This window comes from Bradyrhizobium sp. SZCCHNRI2009, assembly GCF_032485115.1.
GTDB lineage: Bacteria > Pseudomonadota > Alphaproteobacteria > Rhizobiales > Xanthobacteraceae > Bradyrhizobium.
Genome location: NZ_JAUEUH010000003.1, coordinates 154,292 through 176,734 on the forward strand (window position 1 = coordinate 154,292; position 22,443 = coordinate 176,734).

21 protein-coding genes and 1 pseudogene are annotated in these 22,443 nt (G+C 66.4%); 12 read left to right on the forward strand and 10 right to left on the reverse strand.

Translation table 11 applies throughout. The annotated features are described in order from the left end of the window. Positions 1-18: 18 nt before the first annotated feature. The 3 genes from QX041_RS12625 (at position 19) to QX041_RS12635 (ending at position 2,926) form a co-directional block, all read left to right on the forward strand. Positions 19-441, forward strand: coding sequence for a PaaI family thioesterase (locus QX041_RS12625; protein ID WP_315716316.1), 423 nt, complete (start codon positions 19-21; stop codon positions 439-441). Positions 442-599: 158 nt separating this feature from the next. Beyond that, entirely contained in the window at positions 600-1,610 is a 1,011-nt protein-coding gene (locus tag QX041_RS12630) for an aldo/keto reductase (protein WP_316165538.1), read from the forward strand. A 2-nt stretch (positions 1,611-1,612) separates the two neighbouring features. Then, positions 1,613-2,926 carry a tetratricopeptide repeat protein gene (locus tag QX041_RS12635; protein ID WP_316165539.1) on the forward strand — a complete coding sequence of 438 codons (1,314 nt, stop codon included), beginning with the start codon at positions 1,613-1,615 and terminating at the stop codon, positions 2,924-2,926. 6 nt (positions 2,927-2,932) lie between these two features. On the opposite strand, the gene QX041_RS12640 is transcribed toward QX041_RS12635, so the two are convergent. After that, the gene (locus QX041_RS12640; RefSeq protein ID WP_316165540.1) at positions 2,933-3,898 is read right to left on the reverse strand and encodes an NAD(P)-dependent oxidoreductase; all 966 of its coding nucleotides are present in this window, start codon (positions 3,896-3,898) and stop codon (positions 2,933-2,935) included. A gap of 155 nt (positions 3,899-4,053) precedes the next feature. Beyond that, positions 4,054-5,355 carry a Xaa-Pro peptidase family protein gene (locus QX041_RS12645; RefSeq protein ID WP_316165541.1) on the reverse strand — a complete coding sequence of 434 codons (1,302 nt, stop codon included), beginning with the start codon at positions 5,353-5,355 and terminating at the stop codon, positions 4,054-4,056. A 122-nt stretch (positions 5,356-5,477) separates the two neighbouring features. Here QX041_RS12645 and QX041_RS12650 point away from each other — a divergent pair, with 122 nt between their 5' ends. Genes QX041_RS12650 through QX041_RS12660 form a run of 3 tightly spaced genes read left to right on the forward strand, consistent with a single transcriptional unit; the run spans position 5,478 to position 8,161 of the window. After that, positions 5,478-6,539: a LacI family DNA-binding transcriptional regulator gene (locus tag QX041_RS12650; RefSeq protein WP_316165542.1), complete on the forward strand. Its 1,062-nt coding sequence runs from the start codon at positions 5,478-5,480 to the stop codon at positions 6,537-6,539. Positions 6,540-6,596: 57 nt separating this feature from the next. Beyond that, complete coding sequence (locus tag QX041_RS12655) at positions 6,597-7,415, forward strand: CoA transferase subunit A (protein WP_315716323.1); 819 nt, start codon at positions 6,597-6,599, stop codon at positions 7,413-7,415. Beyond that, positions 7,412-8,161 carry a CoA-transferase gene (locus tag QX041_RS12660; protein ID WP_315716324.1) on the forward strand — a complete coding sequence of 250 codons (750 nt, stop codon included), beginning with the start codon at positions 7,412-7,414 and terminating at the stop codon, positions 8,159-8,161. The genes QX041_RS12655 and QX041_RS12660 overlap by 4 nt, the downstream gene beginning before the upstream one ends. Positions 8,162-8,521: 360 nt before the next feature. Here QX041_RS12660 and QX041_RS12665 read toward each other — a convergent pair whose 3' ends face one another. Further along, positions 8,522-8,980 (reverse strand): hypothetical protein, encoded by a 459-nt coding sequence (locus QX041_RS12665; protein WP_315716325.1) that lies wholly within the window; start codon positions 8,978-8,980, stop codon positions 8,522-8,524. 112 nt (positions 8,981-9,092) lie between these two features. Further along, entirely contained in the window at positions 9,093-10,565 is a 1,473-nt protein-coding gene (locus tag QX041_RS12670) for a radical SAM/SPASM domain-containing protein (protein WP_316165543.1), read from the reverse strand. A 79-nt stretch (positions 10,566-10,644) separates the two neighbouring features. Between QX041_RS12670 and QX041_RS12675 the strand changes: the two genes are divergently transcribed. The 4 genes from QX041_RS12675 to QX041_RS12690 all read left to right on the forward strand — a co-directional run bounded on the left by QX041_RS12675 (position 10,645) and on the right by QX041_RS12690 (position 13,030). Then, positions 10,645-11,106: a DUF1843 domain-containing protein gene (locus QX041_RS12675; RefSeq protein ID WP_315716327.1), complete on the forward strand. Its 462-nt coding sequence runs from the start codon at positions 10,645-10,647 to the stop codon at positions 11,104-11,106. Positions 11,107-11,110: 4 nt separating this feature from the next. Next, entirely contained in the window at positions 11,111-11,596 is a 486-nt protein-coding gene (locus QX041_RS12680; RefSeq protein ID WP_316165544.1) for a hypothetical protein, read from the forward strand. A gap of 94 nt (positions 11,597-11,690) precedes the next feature. Further along, positions 11,691-12,119: a hypothetical protein gene (locus tag QX041_RS12685; RefSeq protein WP_316165545.1), complete on the forward strand. Its 429-nt coding sequence runs from the start codon at positions 11,691-11,693 to the stop codon at positions 12,117-12,119. Beyond that, complete coding sequence (locus tag QX041_RS12690; RefSeq protein WP_315716330.1) at positions 12,008-13,030, forward strand: caspase family protein; 1,023 nt, start codon at positions 12,008-12,010, stop codon at positions 13,028-13,030. Before QX041_RS12685 ends, QX041_RS12690 begins: the two co-directional genes overlap by 112 nt. 50 nt (positions 13,031-13,080) lie before the next feature. Here QX041_RS12690 and QX041_RS12695 read toward each other — a convergent pair whose 3' ends face one another. After that, complete coding sequence (locus QX041_RS12695) at positions 13,081-13,326, reverse strand: hypothetical protein (protein WP_316165546.1); 246 nt, start codon at positions 13,324-13,326, stop codon at positions 13,081-13,083. 96 nt (positions 13,327-13,422) lie between these two features. Here QX041_RS12695 and QX041_RS12700 point away from each other — a divergent pair. Next, positions 13,423-14,153 (forward strand): annotated as a pseudogene (locus QX041_RS12700) (IS5 family transposase). Positions 14,154-14,158: 5 nt separating this feature from the next. Here the strand turns inward: QX041_RS12700 and QX041_RS12705 are convergent. Next, on the reverse strand, positions 14,159-15,631 hold the full coding sequence (locus QX041_RS12705) for a D-aminoacylase (protein ID WP_316165547.1): 1,473 nt from the start codon (positions 15,629-15,631) through the stop codon (positions 14,159-14,161). A 255-nt stretch (positions 15,632-15,886) separates the two neighbouring features. On the opposite strand from QX041_RS12705, the gene QX041_RS12710 reads away from it, so the two are divergent. Then, positions 15,887-16,924, forward strand: coding sequence for a zinc-dependent alcohol dehydrogenase family protein (locus QX041_RS12710; RefSeq protein WP_316165548.1), 1,038 nt, complete (start codon positions 15,887-15,889; stop codon positions 16,922-16,924). Between the two features lie 26 nt (positions 16,925-16,950). On the opposite strand, the gene glgA is transcribed toward QX041_RS12710, so the two are convergent. From glgA to QX041_RS12730, 4 genes are all read right to left on the reverse strand, one after another. Beyond that, positions 16,951-18,417, reverse strand: a complete 1,467-nt coding sequence (glgA, locus tag QX041_RS12715; RefSeq protein WP_316165549.1) for a glycogen synthase GlgA — start codon at positions 18,415-18,417, stop codon at positions 16,951-16,953. Continuing rightward, on the reverse strand, positions 18,414-19,679 hold the full coding sequence (gene glgC, locus QX041_RS12720; RefSeq protein WP_315751380.1) for a glucose-1-phosphate adenylyltransferase: 1,266 nt from the start codon (positions 19,677-19,679) through the stop codon (positions 18,414-18,416). The genes glgA and glgC overlap by 4 nt, the downstream gene beginning before the upstream one ends. Before the next feature lie 144 nt (positions 19,680-19,823). Continuing rightward, positions 19,824-20,771, reverse strand: coding sequence for a carbohydrate kinase (locus QX041_RS12725; protein WP_316165550.1), 948 nt, complete (start codon positions 20,769-20,771; stop codon positions 19,824-19,826). Beyond that, the gene (locus QX041_RS12730; RefSeq protein ID WP_316165551.1) at positions 20,771-22,420 is read right to left on the reverse strand and encodes an FGGY-family carbohydrate kinase; all 1,650 of its coding nucleotides are present in this window, start codon (positions 22,418-22,420) and stop codon (positions 20,771-20,773) included. The genes QX041_RS12725 and QX041_RS12730 overlap by 1 nt, the downstream gene beginning before the upstream one ends. Positions 22,421-22,443: the final 23 nt, after the last annotated feature.

Genomic DNA, 22,443 nt, shown 5'->3' on the forward strand with positions numbered 1-22,443 from the left:
CGGGAAGGGTCTTCAGCGATGACGAAATCGGCCGCGGCCAGGATGACGTCCGACGGCTGGGAGATCGTCGACACCTCCGGTTTCCTGCATCTGATCGGCCCGCTGTGGCAGCGGGTCGTCGGCGGTGTCCACGAGTACGCCATCGTCACCGAGGACAAGCACCACAACCGCCGCGGCCTGGTCCAGGGCGGCGTGATCATGACGCTGGCCGACCGCAGTTGCGGCATGACGGCCCGCTACGCCGCAGGCAAGGAGCACATGGCGACGATCCAGTTCGACACGCATTTCGTCGAGTCCGGCAAGATCGGCGAGACCCTGGTGTCGCGGCCGCATGTGGTGCGGATCACCCGCAGCCTGGTGTTCATCACCACCGAGGTCACGGCCGGACCTCGCGTGATCGCGATGGCCTCGGGCGTGTTCAAGATCTTGAAGAGCGAATAGGGGTCACTCGCTCCGCCGTCATTGCGAGGAGCGCAGCGACGAAGCAATCCAGGGTGGCGGAAGGGACTCTGGATTGCTTCGCTGCGCTCGCAAAGACGCGTTGATGGGTTTATCGTCCTATCAAACCCATGCGCGCGTGTGGCAAGAATGAGGCATCAATGGACTATCGCCAGCTCGGCCGTTCCGGCCTGAAAGTGTCGCCGATCTGCCTGGGCACGATGATGTTCGGCGGTCCCACCGATGAGCCGGCATCCGCCCGCATCATCGCCAAAGCGCGCGACGCCGGCGTCAACTTCATCGACACCGCGGATGCCTACAACAAGGGCGTCTCGGAAGAGGTGGTCGGCCGCGCCATCGCGCGCGAGCGCGACCGCTGGATCGTCGCCACCAAGCTCGCCAACCCGATGGGCGACGATCCCAACCGCGCCGGCCTGTCGCGGCGCTGGGTGCTGCGGGCTGCCGACGAAAGCCTGCGGCGGCTCGGCACCGGTCACATCGACATCTACTACCTGCACAAGGAAGATCACGCGACGCCGCTCGAGGAAACCGTGCGCGCGATCGGCGATCTCATGCGTGCCGGCAAGATCCGCTATTTCGGCGTCTCCAACTACCGCGCCTGGCGGCTCGCCGAGATCTGCAATCTCTGCGACGCCATCGGCATCGACCGCCCTGTCGTCAGCCAGCCGTACTACAATGCGATGAACCGGATGCCGGAGGTCGAGCACCTGCCGGCCTGCGGCTATTACGGCCTCGGCGTCGTGCCCTACAGCCCGCTGGCGCGCGGCGTGCTCACCGGAAAGTACAGCCCCGATGCGCCGCCGGACATGGACACCCGCGCCGGCCGCAACGATACGCGAATGATGCAGACCGAGTGGCGGCCCGAATCGTTGAAGCTGGCGCAGGAGATCAAGCGTCACGCCGAGACGAAGGGCTTCACGCCGGGACAGTTCGCCGTGTCCTGGGTGCTCAACTCCGCCTTCATCAGCTCCGTGATCGCGGGTCCGCGCACCGAGGCGCAATGGGACGATTACATCCGCGCGCTCGACTATCCCTTTGCCGCCGACGACGAGGCGCTGATCGACCGGCTGGTCGTGACCGGTCACGCCTCGACGCCGGGCTACAACGATCCGGCCTATCCGATCGAGGGCCGCAGGCCGCGGGTGGGCTAAAGATGGAGGAGGATCGCTACGGCCTGCCACTGTCGACCGCCTCCACTGACGCGGCCGCAGCCTATCGCGAGGGCATGGATCTGCTGCTCGCATTCTGGCCCGGGGCCATTGACGCGTTCGAGCGGGCGATCATGCTCGATCCGGAGTTCGCGCTGGCGCACGCGGCGCGTGCTCGCATCCACGCGATCTACATGCAGCGCGAGGCGGCGCTGCAGACCATCGCACGCGCCCGCGATCTCGCTGCCAAGCGCGGCACCCCGCGCGAGCAGAGCCATGTCGCGACCCTGGTGCTCGCCATCGAGGGACGCGGCACTGACGCGCTGACATCGACCCTGGCGCATCTGGCGAACTGGCCGCGGGACGCCATGATCATGGCGCTCCCGCTCGGCGCTTTCGGCCTGCTCGCCTTCTCCGGCCGCGCCGATCACGATGCCGCCCGCCGCGACCTCTGCGACCGCTTCGCCGCTGATTATGGCGAGGACTGGTGGTTCATGTCCAACCATGGCTGGGCCCTGACCGAGGCCGGCGAGTTGGCGAAGGGCCGCGCCGTCACCGAGCGCAGCTTCGCGCTGCGCCGGCACAACGCCTATGCCGTGCATGCGCTGCTGCATGCGATGTTCGAGGAAGGCGCGGTGGACGAGGCCGATGCGCTCGTCGAGGGGTGGATCGGCGACTATGACCGCACGGGAATGCTGCATGGCCATATCTGCTGGCACCAGGCGCTCGGCGCGCTGGACCGGGGCGATACCGACAAGGCGCGGGCGGTCTATACCGACGTGCTGGTGCCGACGATGGACTCGGCGCCCCCGCTCAACACCCTGTCCGACTGCGCCTCGCTGCTGTGGCGGCTGATGGCTGACGAGCAACCGGTGCCGCCCAACGCATGGGCCGACACGGCGGCCTATGCGAGCACGCGCTTCACGGGTTCGACCCTCGCCTTCGCCGAGATGCATCTGGTGATGATCGCGGCAGCAACGCATGACAGCGCCGCGCTCAAGGGACGCCTTGCCGCGATCGAGCGGCGGCAGGCCGAGGGCAGGCTGCCGGCCGGGCGCATCGTGCCGCACATGTTGCGGGCACTGCGTGCGTTCGCCGATGACAATTGGCGCGGATGCGCGCGCGAGCTTGCGCCCGTCATCGGCGATCTCCCCCGCATCGGCGGCAGCCACGCCCAGCGCGAGGTGATCGAGGACACCTACATCCTGGCGCTGATCCGCAGCGGCGCGCTGGCCCAGGCGCGAGACCTGCTCGATGCCCGCCTGCACCGCCGCCCCTCCGCGCGCGACACCCGCTGGCGGGCGCTCACCGCGAGCTGAGCCGGATTATCCCTCGGTCTCCAGCCCGGTCGGCATCGGCACATTCTCGGGCTGCAGCTTGAGGCCGGCGGCGAGCGCCACGGTCTCGAGCAGCGCGGCAAAATCCTTCTCCAGATAGGCGGCAGGATCGGCCTGCAGCGAGGCCGCGCCGACATGGGCCTGCAATGCCTCGCGCGTCGCGGCCGTCACCGGCATCGCGACGTCGAGCTGGCGCGCCGCCGACAGGCCGAGATCGAGATCCTTGCGCAGCAGCGGCGGCGTGAAGGTCGTGGTCCAGTCGAGATTGACCAGCGCGTTGCTCTTGTACTTCGTGAAAGTCGAGCCCATGACGCTGGCGTTCATGAAGTTCAGGAAGGCATGGCGCGGCACGCCGGCCTTCTGCGCCAGGATGGTGATCTCGGCGAGGTTCTGGATCACGACGCCGAGGAAGACATTGTGCGCGATCTTGCAGATGCGCGCGAGCTCGCCCTCGCCGACATAGGACACGCCGGAGACAGCGATCTTCGCCAGATAGGGTGCGATGACCTCGAATGCGGCCTTGGGGCCGGAGACGACCGACGACAGCTTGCCGGCCTTGACGCATTTGCCGTTGCCGGACACCGGCGCGCGCACGAACTCACAGCCCAGTCGAACGAGCCTGGCGGCGATCGCCTCCGACTGCTCGATGCCGATCGAGGAGCAGTCCACCAGGATCCGGGGACGCGATCCGGAACTGGCAGCCACCAGGCCGTTGTCGCCGAAATAGACCTGCTCGAGATCCTTGCCCGTCGACACCATCGTGAACACGATGTCGCACGCGGCGAGATCACGGGGATGATCGACGATCACGCCGCCTTTCGCCGCCAGCGGCTCGGCCTTGGCGCGGGTGCGATTGTAGATCGACACCTTGTGGCCGGCCTTGAGCAGGCGCTCGGCCATGGGATAGCCCATGCGCCCCATGCCGATCCAGCCGAGCGAATGCGTCGTGGTCATTGTCGTCTCCTCGTCCTACTTATCACGGATGCGGTCATTGCGAGGAGCGAAGCGACGAAGCAATCCAGAGTCACGGCTGCCGCCCTGGATTGCTTCGCTTCGCTCGCAATGACGAAAACACGAAGACCACTCTCCTGGTCGCACCGTTCGTTCGCTCAATAGCGGTTGGCGATCGGCAATTCCTCGGCCGGGAACAGCGTGATCACCTGACAGCCCCTGTCGGTGACCACGACCTCCTCCTCGATCCGCGCGGCCGAGAAGCCGTCGGTCGCCGGACAGTAGGTCTCGAGCGCGAACACCATGCCGGTCTTGATCTCCATCGGATTGTCCAGCGAGACCAGCCGCGAGATGATCGGGCGCTCATGCAGCGCGAGCCCGAGGCCGTGGCCGAACTGCAGGCCGAAGGCGGCCATCTCCGAGGGAAAGCCGAACTCCTCGGCCTTAGGCCAGACCTTGGCGACGGTGTCGGTCGAGACGCCCGGCTTGATCAGCGCGATCGCATGATCGAGCCATTCGCGGCACTGCTTGTAGGCGTCGTGCTGCGCCGGCGTGGCGCGGCCGACGTTGAAAGTGCGGTAGTAGCAGGTCCGGTAGCCCTGATAGGACTGCAGGATGTCGAAGAACGCCTGGTCGCCCGGACGCAGGATGCGGTCGGTGAAATTGTGCGGATGCGGATTGCAGCGCTCACCGGAGATGGCATTGATCGCCTCGACGTCGTCGGAGCCCATCTCGTAGAGCATCTTGTTGGCGAGCGCGACGATGTCGTTCTCACGCACGCCCGGCTTCAGGTGTTCGTAGATCGAATGATAGACACCGTCGACCATGGCCGCGGCCTGATTCAACAGCATGATCTCGTCGATGTTCTTGATCTCGCGCGCGTCCAACATGACCTGCTGGCCGTCGACCACCTTCATGCCGGCCTTCTGGAGCTCGAAGAACATGGCGGTCTCGGCGAGGTCGACGCCGACCGGCATGTCGGCGACGCCGGCCGACCGCAACAGGCTCATCACCTCCTCGGCATGCGCCTTCATCAGTCCGACCGCCGGCGGCACGGTGCCGCGCATGCCGAGCATGCCGGCGCGGCAGTTCTCCGGCGCCAGCCAGTCGCAGAACAGACGATGGTGGACGGCTGCCGAACCGAAATCCCACACGATCGGCTCGCCGTCGCCGGCCAGCAGCGCGAAACGGCACAGCTTGTCGCGCTCCCATTCGCCGATCTTGGTGCCGGACACGTAGCGAATGTTGTTGACGTCGAACAGCAGCAGCGCACCATAGCCCGACGCCTTCAGCGCCACGCGCGCCCGCGCCAGTCGGTAGCGCCGCAACCTGTCGAAATCGACGCGGCGCTCGAAATCCACCGAGACATGGCCATGCGACGGAATCGCCCGCCCCCAGCGCCAATGCGGATCGAGATGCTCCGGGCTGACCAGATGCGGCTTCAGCGCGCTAGCTGTCATGTGGGCGTTTCCCATTGTGCTCTTGCAATCGATTGCAGAGCCGGATTTATTGCACGCACGCAAAATGTGTCAAGGTACCGCGCGATCAAAACGTCGTTGCGCTGCGGCATCGGGGAGCGGAGATGAAACGGACGTCGCCATCGACAAGGAGCCCGCGCGCAACGGCGTCCTCACGCCCGACGATCAAGGATGTCGCCGCGCGCTGCGACGTGCATCCCTCCACGGTGTCGCGCGCGCTCAGCCCGGCCATGAAGCATCTGGTGGCGGGCGATGTCGTGGAGCGGATCCAGGCCGCCGCCAACGCGCTCGGCTATCGGCTGAACATGGCCGCCAAGGGCCTGCGCACCGGGCGCAGCGGCCTGATCGGTGTGCTCGCGCCCGATATCGCCGATCCCGGCTTCCCGCCCGTGCTGTCCGGCATCGCCGATCGTCTCAACGCCGAGGGCTATGCGACGATCGTCGTCGACGTCGGCAGCAAGGGGTCGGAGCAGGATCTGGTCGACCGGCTGATTGCCCGCGGCGTCGACGGTCTGGTGCTGGCGACGGTGAGCTTGCGCGACGATGTCGTGAAGCACTGCCTGGACGCGGCGCTACCGGTGGTGCTGGTCAATCGCGTCGATGCCGCCGGACTCCTGCCCTCAGCAGCCAGCGACGATGCCGCCGGCATGCGTCTCGCCGTCCAGCATCTCGTCGCGCTCGGCCACCGCCGCATCGGTCACGTCGCGGGCCCGCAGCACATCTCGACCGGTGCACGGCGCCGCGCCGGCTTCGAGGCCAGCATCAGGGTCGCGGGACTGTCCGCCCGCCATGCGCCGGTCGAAGCCGTCGAAGCCTATACGCGGGCGGCGGGTCGCGAGGCTGCGCTGCGCCTGCTCGCGCGGCGGACGCGTCCGACCGCGATCGTCGCCGCCAATGATCTGCTGGCGCTCGGGGTCTATGACGCGATCGCCGCGCGCGGCCTGACCTGCCCCGGTGATATCTCCGTGGTCGGCCACAACGACATGCCGTTCGTCGACATGGTCGCGCCGCCGCTGACCACGGTGCGGATCGCCCAGCGGGACATGGGGGAAGCCGCGGCGCGGCTGCTGCTCGACCGCCTTGCCGGGCGCGAGGCAGCGACCGACCACATCGTCCTGGCGCCGGAGCTCATCATCCGCGGCTCGACGATCGCATACGAGCACTGACAGGTCCGCGGGGCATCGCTACACTGCGCGGCAAAGCAACTACGGGAGGATACGCCGATGACGGAGATGGTCGGTCTGGAGGCGCTCGTCGCATCCATCGCACCGGGGCAATCGATCGCGATCCCGGTCGACCGTGCCGGCGTCTCGATGGCGGCGACGGCGGCCATGATCGAGGCCGGCCTCACCGGACTGCATCTCGTCTGCGTGCCGATATCAGGCCTCCAGGCCGATCTGCTGATCGGCGCCGGCGTGGCCGCGGTGGTGGAAACCAGCGCCGTCTCGCTCGGCGAGGCCGGCGGCGCACCGCGCTTCGTCTCGGCCGTGCGCGACGGCAGCATCCGCCTGCGCGATGCCACCTGCCCTGCGATCCATGCCGGCCTGCTGGCCGGGCAGAAGGGCGTGCCGTTCATGCCGATCGCCGGCATCATCGGCAGCGATCTGCTGCAGGTCCGCCCCGATTGGAAGGTGATCGACAGTCCGGTCGGCGAGCCCGGCAAGGTGGTCGTGGTGCCGGCGATCACGCCCGACGTGGCGCTGTTTCATGCGCCTGAGGCCGACCGCTTCGGCAATGTCCGCATCGGTCGCTACCGCGAGCTGGCGACGATGGCCTATGCGGCGAAGCGCACGCTGGTCACCGTCGAGCGCATCGTCGATCGCGATTTGATGGCGACCGAAGACTCGGCGGCCGGCGTGCTGCCGGCGCTGTATGTCGATGCCATCGCGGTGGCCGCGAACGGGGCCTGGCCGCTGCCGCTGTGGGACGAATACGAGACCGATGGCGCCGAGCTGGCGCGCTACGCCGCGATGGCGCGCACCAACGAGGGCTTTCGCAGCTATCTCTCCGCCTTCCTGGCCCGCAGCAAGCAGGTGGCATGACCATGCACGATGAACGCGCGCGCAAGGAGCTGCTGATCACCACCATCGCCGACCTGCTCGATGGCATCCGCCATGTCGCCGTCGGCGCCTCGTCGCCGATCCCGGCGGCCGGCGCGATGCTGCTGCGCGCACGGAACGCGCAAGCGGGCAAGCCGCCGGTCCGCATCTCGATCCTCGGCTCGAGCCGGCACAATTTCTTCACCAATGGCGGCGTCGAGCTGTTCGACTGCGCCGCGCAGGGCCGCGTCGACGCGTTCTTTCTCGGCGGCGGTCAGATCGACGGCAGCGGCAACATCAACCTGGTCGGCACCGGCGACTATCCGCGGATGGATGTGCGCTGGCCGGGCTCGTTCGGCTCGGCCTATCTCTACCATCTCATTCCGCGGGTGATCCTGTTTCGCGAGGAGCATTCGCCGCGCGTGTTGGTGCCGAAGGTGGATTTCGTCAGCGCCGCCGCGACCACGCCGGAGGTGAAGCGGCGCGGCGGCCCGCAGGCGCTGCTGACCAATCTGGCGCTGTTCGATTTCGACCGCGAGCGCGGCGGCTTCCGGCTGCGCTCGGTGCACCCGGGCTACTCCGCCGACGACGTGCGCGATCGCACCGGATTCGATTATGCGGTGCCGGAGATCGTGCCGCCCACGCCCGCGCCGGACCGGGCGACGGTCGAGCTGATCCGCGGCCGGATCCTCGACGAGCTCGCCGAATGCTATCCGGAATTCGCGCGCGCTATGGCTGCAGCGGCTTAGCTAGCGATCCAGGCTACGCCTGTCCATGCTGGTGCCGACGCCAAAATTGGATCGCCAATTGGATGGATAGGCCACCGCGCGCCGCGGGGCGGGCATTTTGAACTCGGCAAATCCGCCAAGGCTCAAATGGACGAACGAGTAAGAAAACTCAGGCCCATCGCCATTCCGCGGAGCTATGCTGCGACCGGAACGGTTTGCCGCCACTGGTAGCGGCGGGTCTGGCGCACGCGCCGTCCACGATGCCCGGGGGGCCAAAGCCGCCCGTCGACTCGGTCGGCATCATGCGATGCCCCGCGCCGGTGAAACCGGCGCACGGGCAAGCCGCGCGCCGCCTTCAGCGTTGATCAGTTTCACCGTTGATCAGTGACGTGCCGCCGCAGCACCGGCATAGACACCGGCAATGAAGGCCGCCGCCGCTCCGGCAACGGGCGCCAGCGCCGGAACGAACTTCGCGCCTGCCGCAGTATCGATGATCTGCTGCAGCGCATTGCCGTCCTTGGCCTGGGCGGACTCCTGGTAGATGCGCGTTGCGGCTGCTTCGATCTCGGCGAAGGTCGCCGTGCAGATCACCTTGTCGATGCCCTGATACGATACAGGTCCGGCTTTGCTGTCGTGAAGGTATTGGTGCGTGAGTTGCAGGCCACCACCGATGATCGCTCCTGCGGCTGCAGCGCCGAGCGCCAGCACGGCGGGCGCGATCTTCGGACCGAATTCCTTCGCGCCCGCTGCTCCTGCTTCAGCGAACGCCAGAGCCGGCATGTGCAGCCAGGACACGGGAATGTTCGCCAGCGCGGCTCTGACGTCTTCATTTGCATTCATGGGATACTCTCCTCGGTTGGGTTTGATTGGACCAGACGACTTTCGCCAGCGCCTTCCCGCGGCCGCAGGTACCGACGAACGACTCCGCTCAACCTGCGGAGGCGCCCTTCGGTCAGGCGGGCGCCGCGATACGGCGCAGGATTTGTTCGATCTCGTTGTGGTGCTGCATGACGCGTTGCACGACCCGCACGTGATCATCGGCACTGTTCGTTGCGTCCGCGCCTGCGTGGCAATGCGGGCATTCCGGCTCTCCCTGATAGAAGAAGTGCTTGCAGGACTCGCAGAGCAGCAGCTGGTCCAGCCTCGCCGCCGCGTCAGGCGCGAGATCCTGGAACTCGTCGCTCGCGTACACTTCCTGGCCGTATCGGCCGCCGTGGGCGTCCTCGATCATGATGTCGAAGCAGCCATGGTCGAACGGCTGTCGTCCCGATGGCCTCGTCCGCTGCACGATCACCTCGCGCCAGCCGCGTTCGGCCAGCCGCAATACCCGGTAGTGGCAGAACGGATTGTTGCCAGGCCGTCCCGACAGCACGTGCGTGGTCCAACTGCACCCGGCGCGGCACATCGGACCGTAGTAGCACTTGGCGCAGAACCCCCAGCGGCGCCCGCGGCTCTCGTCGAGATCGCGCATGAAACGCAGTTCGGCGCTGTCGTTCCAGATGTCGGTAAATGATCGATCGCGGATATTGCCGCCGACATAGGCGGCCGTAGGGAGCGACGGGCAGCCCTTGATGGCGCCGTCAGCCTCGATTCCCAGGCCAGCCCGTCCGGCCTGGCAGCCGCCGTAGTATTCGAATCGTCCGGAGGTACTGCGCCAAGCCGCTTCGTATGGGCCAAAATACCCGATGTTGTTACCGGGCATAAGCTGCAGGCCGCGATCGAGGCCCTCTTCGAACAGGGCAAACAGCTCCGGCATCAGCGCAGCGAGATCGAAGGGCTGCAGCAGCATGGATGGAGCATCGGCCGCATTGCCCATGGGCACGGTGAGCTGAATCTGCCAGGCGGAGGCCCCGGCGTCGATGATCGTATCGAAAATGTCGCGCAGGCCGCCCAGGGTAAGACGATTGACCTGCGAGTTGGCGGTCGCCATCAGCCCATGCTTTCGCGCGTTCCGGATCGCGGCCACCGCTTGGCCGTGGCTGCCCTTGATACCGCGGAGCCGATCATGTGTAGCGGCCGGGCCGTCGATGGAAACGCCGACGGTCTTGAGTCCGGCGCGCGCGGCCGCTTCGATCTTCGCTTCCGTGAGTGCCCGGGCGCCGGTCTGCAGGCCGCAGACAATGCCGTTACGAGTGATCTCCTCGACGAGGACCAGCCAATCGGGGCGGAGGTAAGCTTCGCCGCCGATCAGAACGATCTCCTTGGTGCCAGCGCGCGCAAGTTCGCCAATCAGAGCGATGCATTCCGCGGTGGTCAGCTCGTCATTGCGAGGTGCGCCGGCCCGGGACCCGCAATGGCTGCACTTCAGGTTGCAAAGGAGCGTGATCTCCCAGACCACATAGCGCGGTTGAGCGGTAGGCAAGCCGCCGGAAGGGATTGATCGGACCGGCATCTCGGTATCGGCGTGGGGTACACGAGAGAACATGAAATTTGCCGCGACATCGTTGACGATTGGTATCGTAAAATACTAACCTTAGATTGTATAGAGGACGAGGGAGGCGAATTTGGCGAAGGAAGGCGTTCCAGGCGGAGTGGTGCCTCTGTACGGCCTTGCGATCGGCAATGCGCTCGCAAGTGGCGGTATCACTCTGGACGAGTTGGTCACATTGCGCTCGCACGCGAAGGCGATCGTCGACGCTCAAGGCGATCTGGTTTCTGCGGTGAACGCGCTCGACGAGGAAATCGTCAAGCGCGGCGGACAGGCGGCCGCCAAGGGCGCGGCGCCTGCCGAGGTGGTGCCATCCGAACGCTTCACCGTGCAGATCACCGGCCTTCCGATCGAGCCACAGGCGAGACAGAGCATCGAGCAGGCCGTCAATAATGCGGTGAAGGCTGCCATTGCCGCTCACGACAGCGGCGGCGACCTGAAGATCACGGCGTTGTCTCAAATCCAATCGTTCGGGGGAACGCACGGCGGCGCCACTGCGGGTCTGATCGCCACGATCGATCTTCAGTCAGCGCCTTGAAGGTTTGGAGGGCGACATCATGACCGAGAAGAGTACAGCTGGCGGAATCGCATCCTTCGCCGGTGGAGCAATCATGGTCTATGGCGTTGCCATTGGCAACGCGTTGGCGGCGGCCGTCAAAGGGCCCGCATCCATCGACGATCTGGTGTCGTTGCGCGACCATGCGCGCCAGATCGTCGGCGTCCAGGGTGATCTTGTCGCTGCGCTGGCCGCTTTGGACGCTGAGATTGCGAAGCGTGGAGGCGCCAAGGCGGCGCCCGCGCCGGAGATGGAGCGCTTCGTCGCTCAGATCGATGGCGGTCCGCTCTCCGGCCAGTTGAAGTCTGAGATCGAGCAAGCCATTCAGAAGGCGGTGACGGCTGAAATCGCAAAGCTCGATACGCGCGGCGACATGGTTGCGACGCCGCTGTCGCAGATCAAGGCGTTCGGAGCGGGACCTGGCTCCCACATTTACGGAGCTGTCTATCGACCGAAGCTGGATAATCCCTGAGTGCGGTCGAATGCCCGGCACACGTTCGGATCACGGCGATGTCCAGACCAAGCAAGCCGGGCGAGGCGAGAGCTAATCGAGAGGCGTTCAGGCGATGTCCGATGCAGCATCCGTGAAGCCAAAGTCGGTGCCGATGTGCCCGAGTTCGCGCTGCGCCGACGGCAACACGTTGCTCGGCATCGTCAATGCCGAGGGCCGGATCGATTTCATTCCCGAGCGCTTCGAGGTCGACGCCGCCTTCGTCGCAATCGCCCGGCAGGGACGTCCGCCGGAACAGCGCTTCCGCTTCTCGTCGCCGTGCCTCGCGCGCGGCTGCGCGAAGTGGGACGGCAAGCGCTGTGGCGTCGCCAAGATCCTTAACGAGCACGGGCTGGAGCTCTTGCCGAATGAGCGGACCGTGGCGCTGCCGCGGTGTTCGATCCGCGCGAACTGCCGTTGGCACGGCGACTACGGCGATGCGATCTGCGCGGTCTGCGCCTGGGTGGTCACGGAAAGCGGCAATCGGCTCGAACCGCCGGCTTGATGTTTGCGAGCCGAGACATCAGGGGGACGGAAATGGCCAAGGGCATTTCGCTGCATATCGGTCTCAATCGGCTGGATCCGAAGCACTATGCTGGGTGGGACGGCAAGCTGAACGCCTGTGAGAATGATGCGCGCGCGATGGAGGCGATTGCGAAGACGGCGGGCTATCGGACCGGCATTCTGCTCAGCGAGCAGGCCACGCGCGGCGCCGTGACCGACATGCTGACGATGGCCGCCCGCGACTTGAACAGCGGAGACATTCTGCTGCTGACCTATTCGGGCCACGGCAGCCAGGTTCCGGACCTCGATGGTGACGAGATCGACGCACTCGATGAGACCTGGTGCCTCTATGACGGACAGATGATCGATGATGAACTCTATCGCGTGTACGGCGCGATCGCCGATGGCGTTCGTGTTCTGATTCTCTCCGATTCCTGCCATAGCGGCACTGTGGCCAAGGTGAGCTACTACGAGATGGCGCAGGCCGCCGGCTTCGCCGGGAATTTGGATATCGCCGTGGCCGGCAGGGCCGCGACGAAAGGGATCAGCTATGCGCCCAAGTTCTTGCCGCAGGATATCGCCCTTCGTACGTATGAGCAAAACCGCGCATTTTATGAAGCCATCGGCCGGGCCGCGAAGGGCGCGCCGGGTGCGGAGTCGAGCGATGTCGCCAAGGCCAGCATCCGTCTGATCTCGGGCTGCCAGGACAATCAGGTGTCATTCGATGGCGCCATCAACAGCGTCTTCACCGCGGCGCTGCTGCTGGTCTGGGCGAACGGTCAATTCAAGGGCAACTACAACGATTTCCACCTTCAGATTCAGCGCAAGATGCTGCCGACGCAATCGCCGAACCATTACAGGACCGGCAAGGAAGATCGTGAGTACGACAGCCAGCGCCCGTTCACGATCTAGGCTGTGAACTCATAAACGGGACGTAGCTGGGTTTCACCAGCCACTGGCGTTTAGGAGGAGACACGGGCAATCGTGCCGCTTCCCTCGACATAATGAATCAAGCCGGCCTCGACGGTATCGATCATAATACCCGACGAAAGGGTGCCCCCACCGACCAGTTCCGTTGTCGGCATATCCCAGCCCTCATAGCCCTCCGCGAACTCGCGGCTGTCAAAGTCGCAGACGACCACCCCCCTCATTCCATCGGCAATAACCTTGTCGCCGACCCTGATCTCGTGCCCCGTATCGTATTGCATTCGTCACCCGTTCGTAGGCAATGGCTTCCACGAAGCGACAGTTTGTGATTCAGGCTTACCATGAGCCGATACGACCTGACAGACTTCGAGTGGCGCATGATCGAGCCGCTGCTGCCCAACAAACCGCGAGGCGTGCCCCGCGTCGATGACCGGCGGGTGCTGAACGGCATCTTCTGGGTGCTGCGATCCGGTGCGCCATGGCGCGACCTGCCCGAGCGCTATGGCCCGCGCACCACCTGCTACAACCGCTTTGTGCGATGGCGAAAGGCAGGTGTGTGGAACCGGCTGATGGACGCCGTCACCGCCGCGCACGACGGCGCGATACAGATGATCGACAGCACCTCCGTTCGCGCCCACCAGCAGGCCGCGACGGCAAAAAGGGGGGTGCAGATCACTGTCTCGGTCGGTCACGCGGAGGGCTCACGACCAAGATCCACGTCGTCGTCGACGCGCAGGGTCTCCCGATCCGGCTCGGCCTGACGGCAGGACAGGCCCACGATGGGCGGATCGCCGATACGCTGCTCGACCATCTCGGCCCGCGCACCATCGTGCTGGCGGACAAGGCCTATGACGCCGACCGCATCCGCGCGCTGATCCAGGACCAGGGCGCCACGCCAAACATCCCGCCCAAGAGCAACCGGCGCTGGAAGCCCTGCTTCAGCAAGCGCCTCTATCGCGAGCGTAACCTCATCGAGCGGTTCTTCTCCAAGCTCAAGCACTTCCGCCGCGTCGCCACCCGTTACGACAAGCACGCCGCCAACTTCCTCGCCATGGTCCAGCTTGCCTCACTGCGCCTATGGCTGCGGGCTAATGAGTCTACGGCCTAGCTAGATCACTGCCGTGATCCGCGCGTGATCACCTGCCCCGCACGCGCCTTCTGGTGCGTGCCCTGCCACCAGGTCAGCGCGCCATTGACGATGACGGCCTCGATGCCGGCGGCCGGCACGCAGGGGGCATCATAGGTCGCGCTGTCCCGGACGCTGGCGGCATCGAAGATCGTGATGTCGGCATGGTTGCCGACCGCGATCGTGCCGCGTCCCTCGACGCCGAAATTCCGCGCGGTCAGCCCGCTCATCTTCCACACCGCGGTCTCCAGCGAGAACAGCTCGAGCTCGCGGCAGTAGTAGCCGAGCACGCGCGGGAACGTGCCCCAGAGCCGCGGATGCGGACGCTCGCCGAACGGCAGCCCGTCGGAGCCGATCATGGTCGGCTCGAAGGCGAGGATGGTCTGCACGTCGGCCTCGTCCATCGCGAAGTAGATCGCCGACGCCGGCTGCAGCCGCTTGGCGGCTTCGAGCCGGTCGACGCCCCAGCCCGCGGCGATGTCGGCGAGATCCCGACCCGCCATTTCCGGATGGGGTCCGGAGGCCGCGACGACGACCTTGACCTGCAGCTTGGCCGGGTCGGTGTGCAGCATGGTCGACGAGGCGTTGTAGGGATAGCAGTCGAGTGCGACGCATTGGCAGCTCATCGCCTTCGTGATCAGCGGCAGCGTCTCCCTGGTGCGGCCGAAATTCGCTGGCCCCACCACCTTGTGATGCGAGATCACGACCTGGACGTCGAGCGCCTTGCCGATGGCAAAGCTCTCCTCCAGCGACTGGATCACCTCGTTCGCCTCGTTGCGCATATGCGTGGCATAGACGCCGCCGCTGCCTGTGAGCGGACGGCACACCTCGATGATCTCCTCGGTCGGCGCCGCCTCCGCCGGCGGATAGAACGTCCCGGTCGAGACGCCGATGGCGCCGGCGTCGAGCGCCTCCTGCACATGCGCGCGCATCTCGGCGATCTCCACGTCCGTCGCGGCCCGGCCGAGGTCGCTCACGACCGACGCACGCAGCGCGGTGTGGCCGACCATGGGCGCCACGTTGACCGCCGCGGGCGCCGTGCGCAGCGCGGCGACGTAGTCGGCGAACGCGGCATACTCGACCACCTGTCCCTCGCTCGGCGATAGCAAGCCGAGCGGCATCGGCCGCGGCGAGCCCGGCTTCAGCGGCGCGATGCTGACGCCGCAATTGCCGGTCACGACGGAGGTCACGCCCTGCGAGACCTTGCATGTCATGTCGGGATCGACCAGCACGGCGCTGTCGTCATGGGTGTGGGAGTCGATGAAGCCCGGCGCAACGATGAGGCCGGTGGCATCGATCTCCCGCGTGGCTCGCCGGCCGTCAAGCCCGCCGATGGCGACGATGCGGCCGTCCTTGATGCCGACATCCGCCTCGAAGCGTGGCGCACGCGTGCCGTCGATGACGGTGCCGCCGCGGATGATCAGGTCGAAGGACTCGGACGAAGGCTGGTTGTCGGTCATGAAATCTCACGCGGAATTGTAGGAAGCCGGGAGACTATCCGCGAGCCGCACCGATGCGTCCAGAGCGATGCGCATGTGATCCGAGCCGGGCTGGACTGCATTGGAGGCGCGACGCGCGTCCGCCGTCGCCTTTCGTCCTGGCCACCCGGGACACACGATAGTGATAGGGACTCTGGCCAGGATTGATACGCCTCAACGGCGCGCGACCTCTCTGGCGCCATCCATCCTCCGGGAAGCAACCTGCGGAGGTACGTCATGAAAGCCCTGGTCTATCATGGTCCCGGCCAGAAATCTCTCGACGAGCGCCCGAAGCCGACGATCATCGAGCCTGGCGATGCGCTGGTCAAAATCCTGAAGACGACGATCTGCGGCACCGACCTTCACATTCTCAAGGGTGACGTGCCGACATGTACACCGGGCCGCATTCTCGGCCACGAGGGCGTCGGCGTGGTCGACGCGGTTGGCAGCGCCGTGCGCGCGTTCAAGCCGGGCGACCACGTCATCATCTCCTGCATCTCGGCCTGCGGAACCTGCGACTATTGCCGGCGCGGCATGTATTCGCATTGCCGCCATGGCGGCTGGATCCTCGGCAACAAGATCGACGGCACGCAGGCGGAGTATGTTCGCACGCCTCACGCCGACACCAGCCTCTACCACGTGCCTCCTGGGACTGAGGAGGATGCGCTGGTGATGTTGAGCGACATCCTGCCGACCGGTTTCGAATGCGGCGTGCTCAACGGCAAGGTCGAGCCGGGATCGGCGGTGGCGATCGTCGGCGCCGGCCCGATCGGATTGGCGGCGCTGCTGACGGCACAGTTCTATTCGCCGGCCGAGATCATCATGATCGACCTCGACGACAACCGGCTCGAGGTCGCCACCCGCTTCGGCGCCACCAGCGTCGTCAACAACGCCGACGGCAAGGCCGTCGAGAAGGTCCTGGCGCTGACGAATGGCCGCGGCGTCGACACGGCGATCGAGGCAGTCGGGATGCCCGCCACGTTCGTGACCTGCGGGGACATCATCGCCCCCGGCGGCACCATTGCCAATGTCGGCGTGCATGGGGTCAAGGCCGACCTGCATCTGGAGAAGCTGTGGGACCGCAACATCGCGATCACGACGCGGCTGGTCGATACGGTGACGACGCCGATGCTGCTGAAGACGGTGCAGTCGCGCAAGCTCGAACCGAAGCGGCTGATCACCCATCGCTTCAGGCTTGATCAGATCCTCGATGCCTACGAGACGTTCGGCGCCGCGGCCAAGACCCATGCGTTGAAGGTTCTCATCGAGGCATAGGCCTCCCGACCCGTACGCCGCGGCGCTCAGCCTGCCGGACGCCGCTGCGCGACGATCTGCCGGTAGAGTTCGGCGTAACGGCCGGCGCGGTGGCGCCAGGAGACGTCGGTCAGCATCGCATTGAGCTGCATGCGGGTCCAGTTCGAGGCGTTGCTGCGCGCGGCGTAGAAGGCCGCAGCGGCGCGGCGCAGGGTCTGATCGAGCGCCTCCGCTGTCACGGACGCGCACTTGAACCCGGTTGCGGCGACGCCGGCCTCGGTCTCGTCAATGACGGTGTCGGCGAGCCCGCCCACCGCAGTGACGATCGGCAGCGCGCCGTAGCGCAGGGCGCAGAGCTGCGTCAGCCCGCACGGCTCGAACCGCGACGGCACGACCAGCGCATCGCAGCCGGCCTGGATGAGATGCGCCAAGCCCTCGTCGTAGCCGATGACGACGCCGATCTTTCCGGGATCGTTCGCGGCCGCGGCACGGAACGCGTCGCGCAGCTCGGCCTCGCCGTCGCCGAGCAGCGCCAGCTGGATGCCGCTACTGGTCAAGGTCGGCAGGCAGGACAGCAGCAGGTCGAGCCCCTTCTGCGAGGTCAACCGGCTGACGACGCCGAGCAGGAACGTCTCCGGCGCCACCTGCAGGCCCATGCGCGTCTGCAGCGCGGCCTTGTTGGGCGCCCGCGCCTCGATCCGGTCGATGCCGAAATGCGAGGCGATCGCCGGATCGCTGCCGGGATCCCACACCGCCGTGTCGATGCCGTTGAGGATGCCGACGAGGTCCGACGCACGCTGACGCAGCAGGCCGCCGAGGCCCATGCCCTGCTCGTCGCTCTGGATTTCCCGCGCATAGGTCGGCGACACCGTCGTGATCTTGTCGGCGAACTGCAGACCCGCCTTGAGGAAGCTGATGTCGCCGTAATATTCGAGGCCGTAGATCGAGAAGGATTCCGGCGGCAGGCCGAGCGGCGGCAGGAAGTGGCGCGGAAAGCGGCCCTGGAACGCCAGATTGTGCACGGTCACGACCGTGCCGGGATGCGGCCGGTGGCTGTACAGCAGATAGGCCGGCACCAGCCCAGCCTGCCAGTCGTGGCCGTGGACGACATCGGGCACGAAAGCCGGCACCGCGCCGAGCCCGATATAGGACGCCGCGCGGGCCAGTGCCGCGAAGCGGAACGCATTGTCCGGCCAGTCCTTGCCGTCGGGCCCCAGATAGGGGTTGCCCTCGCGGTCGTAGAGATGCGGCGCGTCGAGCACGAACAGATCGAGCGCGCCATGGCTGCCGCCGAGCAGCCGGGCGTTGCCGCCGAAGAAGTTCGGCAGCGAGCTGATCTCGCTGGCCTGCTCCAGCGCCTTCATGACCGCGGGATAGCCGGGAATCAGCGTGCGGACCTCGACGTCCTCCGCCATCAGCGCCCACGGCAGGGCGCCGACGACATCGGCGAGGCCGCCCGTCTTGACGATGGGATAGACCTCGGAGGCAACCGACAGAACGCGCAGTGGCGTCATGAATTGAGCCCGTCGATCATCGGCTGGGTAATCAAGGTCACGCCGTTCTCCGTGGTCCTGAACCGCTTGGCGTCGAACTCCGGATCTTCGCCGACCACCAGCCCCTCCGGAATCTGCACGCCACGGTCGACCACCACGTTGGTCAGGCGCGCATGGCGCGCGACGTTGACGTAGGGCAACAGCACCGCGTTCTGCAGCTTGGCGTAGGAATGCAGATGCGCTCCCGTGAACAGCAGCGAGCGCTGCACCTGGGCGCCGGAGACGATGCAGCCCCCGGACACCAGCGAGCAGGTCGCCTCGCCGCGGCGTCCGTCCGTGTCATGGACGAACTTGGCCGGCGGCGTGATCTCAGAATAGGTCCAGAGCGGCCAGGAGCGATCGTAGAGATCGAGCTCGGGCACGACGTCCGTCAGATCCAGATTGGCCGCCCAATAGGCGTCCACCGTTCCAACGTCGCGCCAGTAGCTGCCCTGATCGTGGGCGGCGCGGACACAGGAGCGCGAGAACTGGTGCGCCACGGCGCGGCCGTTCCTGACGATGTAGGGAATGATGTCGCGGCCGAAATCGTGGTTGGAATTCGGTTCCGCTGCGTCGCGCTTCAGCTCCTCGAACAGGAATTTGGCGTCGAACACGTAGATGCCCATGCTCGCGAGCGACTTGTCGGGCTTGCCCGGCATCGGCGGCGGATCGGCCGGCTTCTCGATGAAGTCGCGGATCGTGTCGTCCTCATTGATGTGCATGACGCCGAAGCCTGAGGATTCCTCGCGCGGCATCTCCAGGCAGCCGACGGTGACGTCGGCGCGCTGGTCGACATGCTGCTGCAGCATCAGCTCGTAGTCCATCTTGTAGATGTGGTCGCCGGCCAGCACGACGATGTATTTCGTGTTGTAGGTCTCGAGAATGTCGATGTTCTGGTACACGGCGTCGGCCGTGCCGACGTACCACATCGTCTCGGAGACGCGCTGGCTCGCCGGCAGGATGTCGAAGCTCTCGTTGCGCTCGGGGCGGAAGAAGTTCCAGCCCATCTGCAGATGGCGGATCAGGCTGTGCGCCTTGTACTGTGTCGCCACGGCGATGCGCCGGATGCCGGAATTGACGGCGTTCGACAGCGCGAAATCGATGATGCGCGACTTGCCGCCGAAATAGACGGCGGGCTTGGCGCGCCGGTCGGTCAGCTCCAGCAGCCGGCTGCCGCGTCCGCCAGCCAACACGAAGGCCAGCGCGTGACGGGACAGCGGCTCGGTCCGTGCGGCGGGTGCCATGGTTCTCCTCCCTGCAACTCTTTGTCGCGTCAAGATTTCCGCGGCCCGGGCAGAGGAGTCTCGCGATCGCGCTTCCTCGTCCGGTACTCACATATGACGGGGGAACAGCCAACCAGTTCCCAATGACGAGTGCAATGGGGAGCTTCAGCCCAGGCGATCCCAGGTTGCAGCCACGTCGTCCCAGCGCGGCGGGTCGGCGCCCTCGCGGGTGCAGGTGACGGCCGCACAGGCTGCGGCAAAGGCGAGCGCCTTGCGCATTTCGGTCTGGCTCAATCCTCTCAGGGCCTCCCGGTCAATGCGGCCGAGCTTGCGCAGCGCGAACAACAGCCCCGCCTGGAAGGAGTCGCCGGCGCCGATCGTATCGACCACCTCGATCGCGGGGACCGCGACCTCGACCGCGCCGGCCTGCGCATGCCAGCCGAGCGCCCCCTTGGGACCCCGCGTGACGACGACCAGGCTGGTGCCGCGCGCCAGCAGCGCGTCCGCCCGCGCAGCGTAGTCGTCGTGGCCATGCAGATAGTCGAAATCGACATCCGACATCTTGATCAGGTCGGCGCTCGCGGCGAACCCATCCATGTCAGCGCGGTAGCCGGCCTTATCAGTCACCAGATTCGGACGGCAGTTCGGGTCGAAGGAGATCGTCACCGCGCCCTGCGTGGCGGCGATCAGCGCACGGGTCTCCGCGGCACCGAGATCGTGGATCAGCGTGGTCGATCCGACATGGATGGCGTCGATGTCTGCAAAGGCAATACTGCCCGGCCGGAACGTCCACTTCCGCGCGGCGGTCTCGGCGTCGTAGAAGGCATACTGCGCCTCGCTGCCGACATGGCGCACGAAAGCGAGCGTGGTCTGGTCCGGGCTGCGCGTAGCGTAGCCGAGGTCGACGTGCGAGCCTTGGGCATGCGCCGCGATCATGGTGCCGAACAGGTCGGTCGAGATGCCACCGACGAAGCCCGTGGGCGCGCCGAGCCGCGCCACGCCGACGGCGACGTTCAGGCAGGAGCCGCCGACCACCGGCCTCAAGGCGTCACGTCCGTCAGCCAATCGGGCGGGGACGAAATCGATCAACGCATCACCACAGCTCAGGATCATCAGCGTGCCTCCCCATCGGCACCATGCATCACGGAACGGCTCTCGCGATCAAGCGTCCGCAGCAGGCCGTGGATGCGCCGCTTGCGGCGATGGAAGGCCGCGATGTTCGGATCGGTCGGGTCGCTGAGGCGGCCGAGCGTGGACATCGAGGCCATCGTGTCGCCGATCGAGCGGAAGGCGCCGCTGGCGACTGCGCCGAGCATGGCCGCACCGAGCAGCACGGGCTCCTGGGTGCCGGGAAGCGCCACGGTCAACCCGGTCGTATCAGCCATGATCTGGCGTACCAGCGGACTGCGCGAGGCGCCGCCAGCCATGACCAGCGTCCGGCTGGTAACGCCATTGGCGGCGAAGGCGTCGATCACATCCGCCAAGCCATAGGCGAGCCCGCACAGCCCGGCCACGAACAGCCGCTCCATCGCGCCGATATCAGCGTCGAGATCGAGGCCCGCTATGACGGCGCGCGAGTCCGGATCGGCATAGGGCGAGCGGTTGCCGAGGAATTCCGGGAGAATGTGAAGATCACGCGCCAGCAGCGCCGCGCTGCCGGCATTCGGCACCCGCGCCATGATCCGTTTTTCGAGCAGGGTGATCAGGTCGAGCCCTTCCGCGCGCGCCGCAGCGGTCGCCTCGGCCGCGGCCGGGTGCGAGCGCAGCAGATGATCGATCGCCGCCCCCGCGGCAGACTGGCCACCCTCGTTGAGCCAGAACCCAGGCACCATGCCCTGATAATACGGTCCCCACACGCCGGACACGAAGGACGGCACCCGCGTCGTCGCCATGATGCAGGCCGAAGTCCCCATGATGTAGGCGAGCCGGTCGCAGACATCGACCTCCCCGCCGTCAGCCGCGCGGCCACCGATGGCGCCGATGCCGCCGGCATGGGCATCGATCAGCGCGGCTCCGACCGGCGTACCCGCGACGAGCCCGAGTTGTTCGGCCGCGTCCTGCGACAGCCCACGGCCGAGCGGCGTACCGGGCGCGACGATCTCGGTGCCGATCCGCGCATAATCCTCGCTGACGAAATCCTCCAGCCCGATACGGCGAAAGAAGGCCGCACTCCAGCGCGTCTCGTGCGCCAGATAATTCCATTTGCAGGTGACGGTGCACATCGAGCGCGCCAGAGAGCCTGACGCACGCCAGGTGAGGAAGTCGGCGAGATCGAAGAAATGGCCGGCCGCATCGAAACTCTTGCGCAGATGCCGCTTCAGCCACAGCAGCTTCGGCATCTCCATCTCCGGCGAGATCGAGCCGCCGACATAGCACAGCACCTCGTCTTGGGTCGCATTGATGTCGCGCGCCTCCGTCAGCGCGCGATGATCCATCCACACGATGACATTGCGGCTGGCGTCGCCGGAGCCGCTGACGGTGACCGGCGCGCCCTGGCGGTCCAGCACCACCAGCGAGCAGGTGGCATCGAAGCCGACCCCCTTGATCAGCTCCGGCGCGATCGCGGCCTCCGCTAGCGCGGCTTTGACCGACGCGCAGCACGCACGCCAGATGTCGTCGGACGACTGCTCGACGACATCACCGGCCTCGTGCCAAGTCTGGATCGGATGCCGCGCCGCGGCAAGCAGCCGGCCGTTGCCGTCAAAAATCCCGGCGCGCGTGCTGGTTGTGCCGACATCGACACCGATGAACGCCTGCCGCATGTTTCGCTCCCGTCAATTCTGAC

What these genes read in the sequence shown, in the direction of transcription:
- QX041_RS12710 (WP_316165548.1), top strand. Translation starts at nt 15,887, where the DNA reads ATGAAAGCCCTGGTCTATCATGGTCCCGGCCAGAAATCTCTCGACGAG.
- QX041_RS12650 (WP_316165542.1), top strand. Translation starts at nt 5,478, where the DNA reads ATGAAACGGACGTCGCCATCGACAAGGAGCCCGCGCGCAACGGCGTCC.
- QX041_RS12645 (WP_316165541.1), bottom strand. Translation starts at nt 5,355, where the DNA reads ATGACAGCTAGCGCGCTGAAGCCGCATCTGGTCAGCCCGGAGCATCTC.
- QX041_RS12725 (WP_316165550.1), bottom strand. Translation starts at nt 20,771, where the DNA reads ATGATCCTGAGCTGTGGTGATGCGTTGATCGATTTCGTCCCCGCCCGA.
- QX041_RS12625 (WP_315716316.1), top strand. Translation starts at nt 19, where the DNA reads ATGACGAAATCGGCCGCGGCCAGGATGACGTCCGACGGCTGGGAGATC.
- QX041_RS12635 (WP_316165539.1), top strand. Translation starts at nt 1,613, where the DNA reads ATGGAGGAGGATCGCTACGGCCTGCCACTGTCGACCGCCTCCACTGAC.
- QX041_RS12655 (WP_315716323.1), top strand. Translation starts at nt 6,597, where the DNA reads ATGACGGAGATGGTCGGTCTGGAGGCGCTCGTCGCATCCATCGCACCG.
- glgA (WP_316165549.1), bottom strand. Translation starts at nt 18,417, where the DNA reads ATGACGCCACTGCGCGTTCTGTCGGTTGCCTCCGAGGTCTATCCCATC.
- QX041_RS12640 (WP_316165540.1), bottom strand. Translation starts at nt 3,898, where the DNA reads ATGACCACGACGCATTCGCTCGGCTGGATCGGCATGGGGCGCATGGGC.
- QX041_RS12695 (WP_316165546.1), bottom strand. Translation starts at nt 13,326, where the DNA reads ATGCAATACGATACGGGGCACGAGATCAGGGTCGGCGACAAGGTTATT.
- QX041_RS12730 (WP_316165551.1), bottom strand. Translation starts at nt 22,420, where the DNA reads ATGCGGCAGGCGTTCATCGGTGTCGATGTCGGCACAACCAGCACGCGC.
- QX041_RS12670 (WP_316165543.1), bottom strand. Translation starts at nt 10,565, where the DNA reads ATGTTCTCTCGTGTACCCCACGCCGATACCGAGATGCCGGTCCGATCA.
- QX041_RS12685 (WP_316165545.1), top strand. Translation starts at nt 11,691, where the DNA reads ATGTCCGATGCAGCATCCGTGAAGCCAAAGTCGGTGCCGATGTGCCCG.
- glgC (WP_315751380.1), bottom strand. Translation starts at nt 19,679, where the DNA reads ATGGCACCCGCCGCACGGACCGAGCCGCTGTCCCGTCACGCGCTGGCC.
- QX041_RS12630 (WP_316165538.1), top strand. Translation starts at nt 600, where the DNA reads ATGGACTATCGCCAGCTCGGCCGTTCCGGCCTGAAAGTGTCGCCGATC.
- QX041_RS12660 (WP_315716324.1), top strand. Translation starts at nt 7,412, where the DNA reads ATGACCATGCACGATGAACGCGCGCGCAAGGAGCTGCTGATCACCACC.
- QX041_RS12665 (WP_315716325.1), bottom strand. Translation starts at nt 8,980, where the DNA reads ATGAATGCAAATGAAGACGTCAGAGCCGCGCTGGCGAACATTCCCGTG.
- QX041_RS12705 (WP_316165547.1), bottom strand. Translation starts at nt 15,631, where the DNA reads ATGACCGACAACCAGCCTTCGTCCGAGTCCTTCGACCTGATCATCCGC.